This is a genomic window from Marinitoga sp. 1155 (assembly GCF_001021175.1).
In the GTDB taxonomy this organism is placed as follows: domain Bacteria; phylum Thermotogota; class Thermotogae; order Petrotogales; family Petrotogaceae; genus Marinitoga.
In genome coordinates, this window is record NZ_AZAX01000027.1 from 17,358 (window position 1) to 30,377 (window position 13,020).

The 13,020-nt window shown below is 29.9% G+C and carries 9 protein-coding genes; 8 read left to right on the forward strand and 1 reads right to left on the reverse strand.

What is annotated here, in order from left to right; all coding sequences use genetic code 11:
• The first annotated feature begins 31 nt into the window (after positions 1–31).
• The 8 genes from X274_RS08055 (at position 32) to X274_RS08090 (ending at position 10,940) form a co-directional block, all read left to right on the forward strand.
• Positions 32–1,699 carry an AAA family ATPase gene (locus tag X274_RS08055; RefSeq protein ID WP_047266323.1) on the forward strand — a complete coding sequence of 556 codons (1,668 nt, stop codon included), beginning with the start codon at positions 32–34 and terminating at the stop codon, positions 1,697–1,699.
• A 42-nt stretch (positions 1,700–1,741) separates the two neighbouring features.
• The gene (locus X274_RS08060; RefSeq protein WP_047266324.1) at positions 1,742–2,962 is read left to right on the forward strand and encodes a M20 family metallo-hydrolase; all 1,221 of its coding nucleotides are present in this window, start codon (positions 1,742–1,744) and stop codon (positions 2,960–2,962) included.
• Between the two features lie 12 nt (positions 2,963–2,974).
• Positions 2,975–3,250: a hypothetical protein gene (locus X274_RS08065; RefSeq protein ID WP_047266325.1), complete on the forward strand. Its 276-nt coding sequence runs from the start codon at positions 2,975–2,977 to the stop codon at positions 3,248–3,250.
• The gene (locus X274_RS08070) at positions 3,244–4,902 is read left to right on the forward strand and encodes a LytS/YhcK type 5TM receptor domain-containing protein (protein ID WP_047266326.1); all 1,659 of its coding nucleotides are present in this window, start codon (positions 3,244–3,246) and stop codon (positions 4,900–4,902) included. The genes X274_RS08065 and X274_RS08070 overlap by 7 nt, the downstream gene beginning before the upstream one ends.
• The gene (locus X274_RS08075; RefSeq protein ID WP_047266327.1) at positions 4,899–5,579 is read left to right on the forward strand and encodes a LytR/AlgR family response regulator transcription factor; all 681 of its coding nucleotides are present in this window, start codon (positions 4,899–4,901) and stop codon (positions 5,577–5,579) included. The genes X274_RS08070 and X274_RS08075 overlap by 4 nt, the downstream gene beginning before the upstream one ends.
• 144 nt (positions 5,580–5,723) lie before the next feature.
• Positions 5,724–7,409 (forward strand): carbon starvation CstA family protein, encoded by a 1,686-nt coding sequence (locus X274_RS08080; RefSeq protein WP_047266328.1) that lies wholly within the window; start codon positions 5,724–5,726, stop codon positions 7,407–7,409.
• A gap of 133 nt (positions 7,410–7,542) precedes the next feature.
• Complete coding sequence (locus tag X274_RS08085; protein ID WP_197073341.1) at positions 7,543–10,047, forward strand: adenosylcobalamin-dependent ribonucleoside-diphosphate reductase; 2,505 nt, start codon at positions 7,543–7,545, stop codon at positions 10,045–10,047.
• Between the two features lie 395 nt (positions 10,048–10,442).
• Complete coding sequence (locus tag X274_RS08090) at positions 10,443–10,940, forward strand: hypothetical protein (RefSeq protein WP_047266329.1); 498 nt, start codon at positions 10,443–10,445, stop codon at positions 10,938–10,940.
• Between the two features lie 55 nt (positions 10,941–10,995).
• Here X274_RS08090 and X274_RS08095 read toward each other — a convergent pair whose 3' ends face one another.
• Complete coding sequence (locus X274_RS08095; protein WP_047266330.1) at positions 10,996–12,678, reverse strand: Na+/H+ antiporter NhaC family protein; 1,683 nt, start codon at positions 12,676–12,678, stop codon at positions 10,996–10,998.
• Positions 12,679–13,020 lie beyond the last annotated feature (342 nt).

The window sequence follows — 13,020 nt, forward strand, 5'->3', positions numbered from 1 at the left end:
ATAAATAATTACAAAGTATGGAGGTGAAATGATGAAATTGAAACGCTTACCAATAGGAGACAGTGATTTTAAAACAGTAATAGAAGATAATGCATACTATATAGATAAAAGCATGTTAATAAAAGAAATAATAACAGGAGGCAGAGTAATACTAATAACCAGACCAAGGAGATTTGGAAAAACATTAAATATGAGCATGTTGGAGTATTTTTTTAAAAATGATGAAGATAATAAACATCTATTTGAAAACTTAAAAATATATGAAGAAAAAGAGATAATAGAAAAGTATTTAAATAAATATCCTGTAATTTATTTAACATTTAAGGATTTAAAAGAAAAAAATTATACAGAGATGATAAGTACATTAAGAAAAAAAATAAGTGATTTATACAGAGAATACGTATATTTAATAGAAAGTGAAAGACTGAATAAATGGGAAAAAGAAGATATAAAAGAGATATTAGGGAGAAAAGGAGAAAACACATTATATGAAAACAGCATATTGGATCTATCAAAATATCTCTACAAACATCACGGCAAAAAAGCGATATTATTAATAGACGAATATGACACACCAATACAACAATCATATTTAAGAGGATACTATGGAAAATTCATAACGTTTATAGGTAATATATTGGGTAATGCATTAAAAGACAATAAATATCTTGAAAAAGCGGTATTAACAGGAATAACAAGAGTAGCAAAAGAAAGTATATTCACAGGAGTAAATAATCTTGACATATCAACAGTAGTAAATGAACTATACAATGACAAATTTGGAGTAACAAAAGAAGAATTAGAAGAAATATTAAAATATTATGGAATAGAATATGAAGAAGAAAAAATAATAGAATGGTATAACGGCTTTAACTTTGGAGGAAAAGAAGTATATAATCCATACTCAATAATAAACTATGTAAGATCAAAAGAAATAAGAAATTACTGGATAAACAGCAGTGGAAACACATTAATAAAAGAATTAATAAGAAAAGGGACAGAATCAATAAAAATAAAAATAGGGGAATTAATAGAAGGAAAAACAATAGAAAGCACAATAAATGAAAACTTAGTATATGGAGACTTAAATGAAAATCTTGAAGAAAGTGTATGGACATTATTTCTATTCACCGGATATCTAACATGGAAAGACAAAAAAGGAGAAGGAAATAGTGCGATATACAGATTGAAAATACCAAACAAAGAAGCAAAAGAATTCTATGAAATGACAGTAGTGAATATACTAAAAGAAAGCAGTATAGAATACAACAAAATAATAAGATTACTAATAAATGGAGAAAAAATAGAATTCACAAAAGAGTTTAAAGAAATAGTAGAAAATACACTGAGTTATTTTGACGTAACAGAAAAAGAACCAGAAAGATTCTATCATGGATTAATATTAGGAATGAGTGTAGGATTAGAAAAGGATTATATAATAAAAAGTAACAGAGAGGTGGGATACGGAAGAGCAGATTTAATATTAATCCCTAAAAACAAAACAAAACCAGGAATAATATTTGAATTCAAAAAATACAGCAGAGATTTTGATAAAAATCTAAAAGACAGCGCAGAAAGAGGAATAAAACAGATAGAAGAAAAAGGATATGAAAAAGAAATAAAAAGTTACGGAATAGAAAAAGTAATAAAAGTTGCTATTGCCTTTGATAAAAAAGATGTTGAAATAATTGTAAAATAAAAAATGAAAAGCTTATAGTAAATTTTTTACGGGGGTGTAAAAATGGATATTATTAATCATGTAGAAAATCTTAAAGAAGATATAATCGAAGGATTAAAAAAATTTATTTCTATTAATTCTGTAAATCCAAGAGGTGGAGGGCCTGGAGAAAAAGAGGTTGCAGAATATCTTGAATCATATATGAAAACTATGAAATTCGATGAAATAAAACGTTACGATGCTCCAGATGATGCTGTAAAATATGGTTTTAGACCTAATATTGTTGCGTTATATAAAGGAAAAAAACCAAAAAGAACCATCTGGTTCATTACTCATATGGATAAAGTTCCAGCGGGAGATCTCTCTTTATGGGAAACAGACCCTTTTACACCAGTAGTAAAAGATGGTAAAATTTTTGGAAGAGGAGCAGAAGACAATGGAAGTTCTTTAATAGCAACACTTTTTGGTTTAAAAACTATTATGGACTTAAATATAAGACCAGAAAATAATATTGGTTTAGTATTTGTATCTGATGAAGAAACTGGAAGTGATTATGGAATAAAATATCTGTTAAAACAAGGGATTTTCAATAAAAATGACTGGTATTACGTGCCTGACTCTGGAAACGATGAAGGTTCATTTATTGAAATAGCAGAGAAATCCATATTATGGTTAAAAATCATAACTGAAGGAAAGCAGGCTCATGCTGCTACGCCAAATGTAGCCAGAAATGCTCATAGAGCTGCGATATATTTTGCGAAGGAGTTGGATGAATTTTTACATGAAAAATATAATGCTATAGATAAAATGTTTGGGAGAGTTCCTATTTCAACCTTTGAACCAACAAAAAAAGAATATAATGTTGATAATATAAATACAATTCCAGGAACAGATATACTCTATTTTGATTGCAGAATACTCCCCCAATATGATTTAAGTGAAATACTCGATGATATCAATAAAATCAAAGAAAAATATGAAATTAAATTCGATGTTAAAATAAATATTGAAACGCCTCAAATTGAAAAAGCCCCTGCACCCACACAACCAGATCATCCAATGGTTATAAAATTAAAAGAAAGTTTAAAAGAATTAAGAAATATTGATGCATTTGTCGGAGGGATTGGTGGTGGTACATGCGCTGCAATATTAAGACACGAAAACCTTCCAGCTGTTGTATGGGGAACAATGGATCACACAGCGCATCAACCAAATGAATATATAAAAATAGCGCATTTAATTTCAGACACAAAAGTTTATGCGCATTTGATGAGAAATTTATAGGAGGTAATAGAGATGAAAACACTTATTTTATATGGATTTGGTCTTGGAGTTGTTGACATTAGAAGTATAAAAAAAGTGATTCACAATTATGACAAAATAATTGTATACATATCAAAATCTCCTCAGGGAAAAGCTATTGAAATGCTTAAAGATTTAGAAAATATAGAAATAAACGAAACCTTGAATTTTTATAAAGAAGCAAAAAAGAAACGTAAAGAAATTAAAGATTCTGAATTAAAAGACCTCGGAGATTTTGGAGATAGGGCGATGATGAGAGACCCATGTTAGAAAATATCAGTCTCATATTACTTGAAAGAGTATCCTTAATACTGGTAATTACATATATAATCTTTCAAACATATTTTATAAAAAATATATTTGGCAAAACATTAGTTGCCAAAAATAAGATTATGCTTGGTATTATAGGTGGACTATTGGGAATTTTAGGAACAATATTTGGCATTGAATACAATGGTGCGATAGTTAATTACAGAGATATTGGTGTAATTCTGGCAGGTATGACAGGCGGGATCACATCCGGCTTAATCGCCGCAGGAATCTCATCAATATTCAGGCTATCCATTGGAGGAATAACTGCATTCCCGTGTTTTTTGGGAACCGTAACAGCTGGAGTATTAAGTGGACTTATATCCCAGCATTTTGGAAGAAAACATTTTACTTTTTTTAATACATTATTTTATACGACAATTATTGAAATAATACATCTGACCTATGTATTAATTATGGTAAAACCTTTTAGTCTTGCGTATGATATAACTTTCAATATATTATTTCCTATGGTTGTAACAAATGCTCTGGGGGTTTCTTTTTTGAATTTTATGATAAAAAATCTGGAAGAAAACCTTGAACTTACAGCTGAGAGTGCTATGACTTCAATATTTATTATTATGGAAAATAGTTTAAATACAATAGAACTTGGTTTTAACGAAAAAAGCGCAAATATTATAGCCAAGACCATTTTGGAGAATAGTACCTTTGATGCTGTAGCATTAACGGATAAAAGAAAAATATTATCTCATGTTGGTATAGGAAGCGATCATCATGTTTCTGGATTAAAAATAAAGACTGGAGCAACAAAAAAAGTTATAAAAAGCGAAAAAGGTTTAAAGATTATTGGAAAAAGTGGAATAAGCTGTGAAAAAAAAGATTGCCCATTACACTCGGCAATAATATTGCCATTAAAAGATTTAAATAATAACTTAATAGGTACCTTAAAACTATATTATTCAAAAAATAAAACCATAAAAAATACAGATATTGTTTTTGGAAAAAAGTTATCTCAAACGTTATCTTTGATAATATCTATATCAAAAATGAATGAAGCTTTAAAACTTGCTACAGAAGAAAAATTAAGAGAATTAATGGCAAATTTGAGCCCGCATTTTTTATTCAATACTTTAAATGCCATCAAATATATATCAAAAAAAGAACCTGATAATGTAAACAAATTTATAGATAATCTCTCTAATTTACTACGGTATACATTATATGAAAATGCAAAACTTGTTACTATAAAAGAAGAAATAGATTTTACAAAAAATTATTTAGAATTAATGAAATTAAGATTCAAAGACAAGCTGGATTATGAAATAAAATGCAACAAAAATACAGAAAGTAAAGAAATTCCTCCATTTATTCTCCAACCACTTATAGAAAATTCCATAAAACATGGTATGAAAGACAGTAAACTTCTCATAAGTTTAACAATAAAAGAAAATAATGATTCCATTTCTATTGTGGTAGAAGATAATGGAAAAGGTTTTTTAGGAAATAAACCTAAAGGAAAAGGTCTGGAATTGATAAAAAACAGATTAAATGCAATATATAATGAAAATTATGAATTAAACATAAAGTCTGGAATATTTGGCGGAGCAATTGTTGAAATAAAAATAAAAAATAGAGTTGGTGAATTAGTATGATAAAGGTTGTAATTATAGATGACGAATATTACGCAAGAGAAAGTCTGAAAGAATTAATAAAAGAAATGAGTTCTTTTGAAATATTAGGTTGTTTTGAAAGTGTTGAAAATTTTCTGAAAAGCAAAATAAAAAATGATACTGATGTAATCTTTCTTGATATAGAATTACCAAAAATAACGGGAATAAAAGCTTCAAAATATTTAGAAAAATATAAAATTGTTTTTGTTACCGCTTATTCTGAATATGCAGTGGATGCTTTTGAAGTACATGCATTGGACTATTTGACAAAACCAGTCTCGGAAATAAGATTTATAGAAACAATTAATAGAATAGAAAAAGAATTCAAAAATACAAAACTCAACAAATTAGCTGTAGAAAATAATAAAGAAATAATATTTTTAGATTTTGAGGAAATATATTATTTTGAATATTTCAACAAAAAAATACTGGCAATTACAAAAAATGGTGAATATACACTCAAACACTTTAAAAATTTAAATAAATTTGAAAAAGAAATTCCTTACACTTTTTTAAGAGTACATAAATCCTATATAATAAATCTCGAATATGTTGATAAATTTATCAAAGATCCCAATTCACTTGAAATGAAAAATGGGAAAATTATTCCTATAGGAAAAACTCATATAAAAAACATTAGAAATATTTTGAATATTTAATTTATTTTTGTCAAGAAAATTTAATATCGTTTATTCTAAAAAAATGACCGTTCAGGTCATTTTTTTTCATGTTTAAGTATTAAGGAATAATTCTTATGATATAGTAAAAATTGCATATTAAAATTCTGAAAGGGGGAACTTTTGATGAACTCATTGCTTTTAGCAATATTAACATTTGTTGGATATTGGATAGCCTATAACACTTATGGTAAATGGATATCAAAAAAGATTTTTAAACTGGATGATAAAAATCCTGTACCTTCAAAAGAATTTGAAGACGGTGTTGACTATGTTCCTACTAAAAAACATATATTATTTGGTCATCATTTTACAACCATAGCTGGTACCGGACCTATAGTTGGTCCTGCGATTGGTGTAATATGGGGTTGGGTTCCTGCATTTATATGGGTATTTTTAGGATCTATATTCATGGGAGCAGTTCATGATTTTACATCTCTCATAGTATCTGCAAGAAATCAGGGGAAGACTATAGGTGAATTAACAGGAAATTTAATAAATGAAAGAACAGCTAAAATATTCCTTGTATTAATACAATTCCTATTATGGATAGTATTAGCTGTATTTGGATTAATTGTTGCCTTATTATTTAACATGTATCCACAATCTGTATTTCCTGTATGGATGGAAATACCAATAGCAATGTGGCTAAGTTATATGATATATAATAAAGGAAAAAATGATACAGTATATTCTATTATAGCTGTTATATTAATGTATGTAACAATAGCAATAGGAGTAATCTTCCCAATAAAAGGTATTTCTGTTGTTACATGGATTTATATATTAATGGCATATGTATTTTTTGCCTCAACATTGCCTGTTCACAAGTTACTACAACCAAGAGATTATATAAATTCACATGAATTATTGATAGCCATTGCATTATTAGTATTGGGTATTATAGTTGGTCACCCTAAAATAGTTGCTCCAGCATTTCAAACAGTACCTGATGCACCACCAATATTCCCTATATTATTTATAACAATAGCCTGTGGCGCTATTTCTGGATTCCATAGTTTGGCTGCTTCTGGAACAACTGTTAAACAACTTGAAAAGGAAACAGATGCACATGCAATAGGTTACGGCGGAATGATAATGGAAGGTGTTTTGGCAACAATAGTAATAATTGCAGTTACTGCTGGTTTAGGGATGAATGGAGGAGGAGTTGAAGCATTTACATCACATTATGCATCATGGGCAGCAGCAAGTGGTTTGGGAGCAAAATTATCTGCTGTAATTAATGGTTCAGCGAACTTAATGAATTCATATGGTATCCCTCTTGATCTTGCAAAAACAATAATGGCTGTATTCATTGTTTCATTTGCTGGAACAACTATGGATTCATCAGCAAGAATTCAAAGATTCGCATTACAGGAATTATTTACAAATAAAGAAAAAGAAATAGTTATAAAGCCTTTAAAAAATAGATTTATTTCTACAGCAGTAGTTATATTGGCAGCAATGGCATTAGCATTATCAGCTGATGGAGGTAAGGGAGCATTAATTTTATGGCCTGTATTTGGTGCATTAAACCAGCTTTTAGCAGGTTTGGCATTATTAATAGGAACAGTATATCTTGCTAAAAAGAAAAAACCTATATGGATTACAGGATTACCCATGTTATTTATGATGATTATAACATTATATGCAACAACTTTGAACTTAAAGAAATTCATTGCAGCAAATAATGGTCTTCTTATCTTTGTAACTGTGGTTACCCTTATAATAGCTTTCTGGATTTTAATAGAAGGATTTATTGCAATAGCAAAAGCAAACAAAGAACCTGAAGTAGTAGAAGAGGAAATTTAATAATAAAAAATAGCAGAGCTGCTATTTTTTATTATTAAATCAAAATTAACATATATGTTGTGTAACAAAATCAAAAACACACAATATATTGTGGTATAATAACATCTGGAGAAAGAATATGGGGGTGATATATATGATAAAACTTGAAGAATTTCTGGATATTTATAGCGATATAAAACCATCAGAGAATGCTGAAAGAATATTACGAGACAGATATCTATTAAAAGATGGTGAAGGGAATTACATAGAACACACATGGAAAGATATAGCAAAAAGGGTATCGAGATACATAGCAAGTGTTGAAACATTATATACTAATGATCTGGAATCCATAAAAAATACTGAAATAAAATTTTTTAAATTACTAAATAGCAGAGTTTTTTTGCCAAATAGTCCAACATTATTCAATGCAGGAAAAACTTTGCCAAATAATTTATTTTCAAAAAAAATAGATGAAATGATATTTGAAGATTATAAAAAAATATATAATTCAAGAACAAGACATAATATGTTATCAGCATGTTTTGTAATTCCGCTTGAAGACTCGATGGATGGCATTTTTGAAGCTGTAAAAAATGCTGCTTTAATTCAAAAATATGGTGGAGGTGTGGGTTATGATTTTTCAGTATTAAGGCCAAAAGACAGTTCGATTGCAGGTACAGGTGGAAAATCATCGGGTCCCATAAGTTTTATGCATGTATTTAACACTACAGCCTCAACTATAGAACAGGGAGGCGCAAGGCGTGGCGCTCAGATGGCAGTAATGCGTTATGATCATCCGGATATTATTGATTTTATAAACTCGAAAAAAAATAATGATGGAAAGTCTGTATTAAATTATTTTAATATCTCGGTTAATTTTGATGATCCTGAAGAATTTTTAAAAAAATTAGAAAATGATGAAGAAATAGAATTATCTCATCCTAATTCAAATATTAAAAAAACAATTAAAGCAAGAGAATTATTTGATTTAATTGCTAATAATGCGTGGAAATCTGGAGATCCTGGAATGCTATTTTTAGGGCGGCATAATAAATATTATGCTTTAGAGGATGTTACACCTGTAAGCGCTACTAATCCCTGTGGAGAAGAACCTTTACCGCCATATGGGAGCTGTAATTTGGGTTCTATCGATATATCAAAGGTTGTAGATTATGTAGAAACTGGCAATCCTGATGGTGATAATAAAGAATTATTTAAAGAATTAATATACTGGACTGTAAGGTTTCTGGATAATGTTATCGATATAAATGTATATCCTCTAAAACAAATAGATAAAGTATCAAAAGAACAGAGATTTATAGGACTTGGAATAATGGGACTTGCTGATGCTATGTACAAAAAAGAACTGCCATATAATTCTGATGAAGGTAGAAAATTTATGGCGGAAACCTTAGCACAATTTGCATATTATTCTCATCTTGCAAGTGCAGAATTAGCCAGAGAAAGAGGGAATTTTCCATTATTTGAAAAATCAAAATATAAAAATGGATTTATACCATTTCCTATGTTACCAGATAAATACTCTGAAAATATCAGAACCTGGAATTCACTTATAAAAGAACATTTTTATGGAGAATCAAAAAAATATAAAAGAAATGTTCAGGTAAATACAATAGCTCCAACTGGATCAATTTCTAACTTAGCCGATACATCAAGTGGAATAGAGCCGAATTTTATGCTCGCTTACATTAGATATATGACTGATAAAGAAGGAAATAGAGTTCCATTATCCTACATGAATAAAATATTGAGAAAAAGGTTAGATGGGGTATTAACAGAAGAATTAGAAGCCGAAATAATAGAAAAAGGATCTATTCAAAATATAGAAAATATACCATCAAGTATCAAAAAAATATTTGTAACTGCAATGGATATAACAGGTATGGATCATTTGCTGGCTCAAAATGTTATACAGAGTTATTTAGATGCATCATGTTCAAAAACAATAAATTTACCCAAAGAAGCCAGTGTTGAAGATATAAAAAAGATTTATAAAAGAGCCATGGAATTAAATTTAAAAGGAATTACAATATACAGAGATGGCTCATTGGAAACACAGGTTTTAACCAGAACAAAAAAAGAAGATAAAAAAGTAACATTTTTTGTACTTGATGAAAAACACAAATTACGCGCAAGACCAAGGAAAGAAACATTAAAAAGTGTAACAAGAAAATACAAAACAAAGTCTGGAACGGTTTATATTACCGTATCTTTTGATGATAATAATGAAGCCATAGAAATTTTCTTATCTGATGGAACAGAAACAGCAGAAATAATAGGAAGATTATCTTCAATAGCATTAAGGTCAGGTGTTTCTGTAGATGAAATATTGGAACAACTTTCAAAAGTAAAAGGGACATATTGTAAAGGAATTTCAAAAGAAATAAGACTTGCGCTTAAAGATTTTGAAGAACTTTGGAAAGACAATGAAATTGAAATTTTTCATATTGGCAAACCTTTGAGTAGAGAAGAAGTTGAGAAATTTGTTCATGTAAATAAACTTGAATATACAAAAGGCTATTATATAGATAATGAGGGAAATACTTACTGTCCAACATGCTTGAGTAAAAATTCATTATTAATGGCAGAAGGATGTATTTCATGTAAAACATGTGGATGGTCAAAATGTTCATAAAAAGATATTTTTATTTTAAATTTACGATGTCCAAAAAGTAAAGTCGCTCAAACCTTGATTGTTAATCCTCAAAAATAGCTCATTCTTGCCGGTCGTATTAGACTCATATCCGTGTTCGGCTTCACTCAATTTTGCATCCGTGCAAAATTGACCGGCTTCATTCGCTATTTTTTCGGACAATCTGCGAGTTTTCGCTCGCTTTACTAATTGGACACCCTAATTTTAAATTTAAAGTATATAATTATTTATAGATACTTTAAAAAGTTTTAATAAAATTTATAAAACTATAACTTGCCGTAGGCGTGTAACACCATAGGCGAGCGATAGCTCAATAATGTAAAATATTATTGTCCGATAGCCCACCGCAGGAGAGCCAAGATTGAGAGGTGAAATAAATGGCAAAATGTAAAAATTATCATGAAGCAGCTATAGAAGGAGCAAATGATGGAATATTTCATGGTGATCATATTCATCCAACAGTTATGATATGGGCTTCATTAAATGGCGAAAAAATAAAAAAATTAGTAGAAAAAGTGGCAGAATATGATGCAGATTATGCAGATGATTTAAAAGAAATGCTTGAAGAATATGATACTGATGTAGAGGATATTCCTATTCCCTTTCCTTTTTCATTTGCAACAGAGAAAGAGTTTGAAGATGCTGAAGTATTGTTAAAAGATGTAGTGACAATAACAGAAGCAAAAGCATATTCTTTCATTGTTGAAGCAATGAGTGTAGAAGATGAAGAAGATACCGTACCTTCAGTATTTACAGAATGCAGAGAAGGGAAAATATATTTAACTTTATTTAATTGGGAATATAACAAACTCGATGAAGAAGAATATGAAAATACAGATGAAGATATTCAAAGTTTTAGATTAAAAATATTATAAATAAAAAACCGGGGGAATCCCGGTTTTTTGTTTTTTTTTAAATTTATGTTATTATTTAGGCTTTTAAATCCTCTAATTTTGTAGATTTTCCGTAGAATTTTAAAACAGCCCAGAGAGAAACTACACCTAAAATCAAAGAAATCCATACAGGCATTCCCAGACCAACAGGAATATACCCAACTATTGCAGCAATAAGTGCGGCTGTTAAAGCATAAGGCAACTGCGTTTTTACGTGATCAATATGATCAGCAGATGATGCCATTGATGACATAATAGTTGTGTCTGAAATTGGAGAACAATGGTCTCCAAATGTTGCTCCTGTTAATACAGCTCCTAATGTTGCATAGATTAATGGAGTCAATTCATTGCCAGTATAATGTGCTGCTAAAGGAATTGCTATTGGTAACATTATAGCCATAGTTCCCCATGAGGTACCTGTTGCAAATGCAACTATTGAAGATAAAACAAATACTAAAACAGGAATTGTCCAACCTGGTAATGAATTCGAAACAATCTGAACCAGATAATCAGCTGTTCCTAAATCTGTTGCTATAGAACCAATTGACCATGCGAGTATTAATATAATTGTAGTAATTATTAGGGATTTGGCTCCTTCAACCCAAGCTTCTATTGCTTTTTTCAATGTCATAATTCCCTGTGACACTGCCATAACAATAGCAACAATACTTGCCAAGGCTGAAGCCCATATTAATGCTGCTGAAGCATCGGCATCACCAAAAGCGTCTCTGATACCATCCCATGTAAAAGGTTTATCAAGTCCACCACCAGAATACCATAATCCAACAAAAGCAAAAATAATCAAAGTAAGAATTGGGACCAATGCATTTGAAACTCTTAAAGGTATATTATCTTTTTCAAGATCTTTTTCAAAATCTGTTGATAACATAGGTTCTGCACCATCTGCTAAAACCTTTCCAGTTAATCTTGCCCTTTTTTCTGCTTCATACATTGGACCAAAATCTCTCATCATAAAACCAACCATAAACACCATAACTAAGGCAAATAATCCATACATTCTATAAGGTATTGATTGGAAAAATACAGAATATGGATTAACATCTACATTTATTGATTTAAATGCGTCGCCAATTAAACCAAGTTCATATCCTATCCATGTGGAAATAGCTGCCATAGTTGCAACAGGTGCGGCTGTAGAATCAACAATATAAGATAACTTTTCCCTTGAAACCTTTAATTTATCTGTTAATGGTCTCATTGTAGGTCCAACAATTAAAGTATTGGCATAGTCATCAAAAAAGACGACAACACCCATTAAAGCTGTAGCTAATTGTGCGCTTTTCGCTGTTCTAGCCTTTTTAGCAAGAGCATTTGCTATTGCTCTCGTTCCTCCCATTTTAGCTATAACACCAACCATACCTCCAATGGTTAATGTAAAGATAATAATTCCAGCATGCCATCCATCAGCTAAAGCATTTACAGGATATTCAAATGTTTTAGTATAACTTTCCACTAATTTCATAAAAAATCCTGAACTAGAATTAGCAAAAACACTAATCAATGCTCCTGAAAAAACACCTAACAATAATGACAATATAACCTCTTTAGTAATAAAAGCCAAAACAATAGCTAATAGAGGTGGAATTAACGACCAGAATCCATAAACTACTTCTGCCGCTTCTCCGCCATCAGCAAAAGCCAGGGTCGCCATTAAGATGACCACCGCCATAATGAAAAAAACAATAAGTTTTTTCTTCATAGACTCCCTCCTTTAATAGATTTTTAATTATTATATCATATTCAAGCCTATTTTGTCAAAGAATATTAACATATTGCTATTTATAATAATGTCAACGTGTTTGAGAGTTACACTAAATTTAAAAATATGTCAAAAAAATGAAATAATTAAAAATTTGAAATTCATCAATGCTCACTTACGGTGATACACGCTGCCGCGAGCATCGGTTAAAAACTTTTTGTATGAATGTAAAATCTGTACGTTTTTTATCAAGCGATACGTTGTCCAAAAAGTAAAGCCGCTCAAACCTTAATTGCTAATTTTCAAAAATAGCATATTTTCGCCGGTCGTATCAGACTCACA

What these genes read in the sequence shown, in the direction of transcription:
- X274_RS08055 (WP_047266323.1), top strand. Translation starts at nt 32, where the DNA reads ATGAAATTGAAACGCTTACCAATAGGAGACAGTGATTTTAAAACAGTA.
- X274_RS08060 (WP_047266324.1), top strand. Translation starts at nt 1,742, where the DNA reads ATGGATATTATTAATCATGTAGAAAATCTTAAAGAAGATATAATCGAA.
- X274_RS08080 (WP_047266328.1), top strand. Translation starts at nt 5,724, where the DNA reads ATGAACTCATTGCTTTTAGCAATATTAACATTTGTTGGATATTGGATA.
- X274_RS08070 (WP_047266326.1), top strand. Translation starts at nt 3,244, where the DNA reads ATGTTAGAAAATATCAGTCTCATATTACTTGAAAGAGTATCCTTAATA.
- X274_RS08095 (WP_047266330.1), bottom strand. Translation starts at nt 12,678, where the DNA reads ATGAAGAAAAAACTTATTGTTTTTTTCATTATGGCGGTGGTCATCTTA.
- X274_RS08065 (WP_047266325.1), top strand. Translation starts at nt 2,975, where the DNA reads ATGAAAACACTTATTTTATATGGATTTGGTCTTGGAGTTGTTGACATT.
- X274_RS08075 (WP_047266327.1), top strand. Translation starts at nt 4,899, where the DNA reads ATGATAAAGGTTGTAATTATAGATGACGAATATTACGCAAGAGAAAGT.
- X274_RS08090 (WP_047266329.1), top strand. Translation starts at nt 10,443, where the DNA reads ATGGCAAAATGTAAAAATTATCATGAAGCAGCTATAGAAGGAGCAAAT.
- X274_RS08085 (WP_197073341.1), top strand. Translation starts at nt 7,543, where the DNA reads ATGATAAAACTTGAAGAATTTCTGGATATTTATAGCGATATAAAACCA.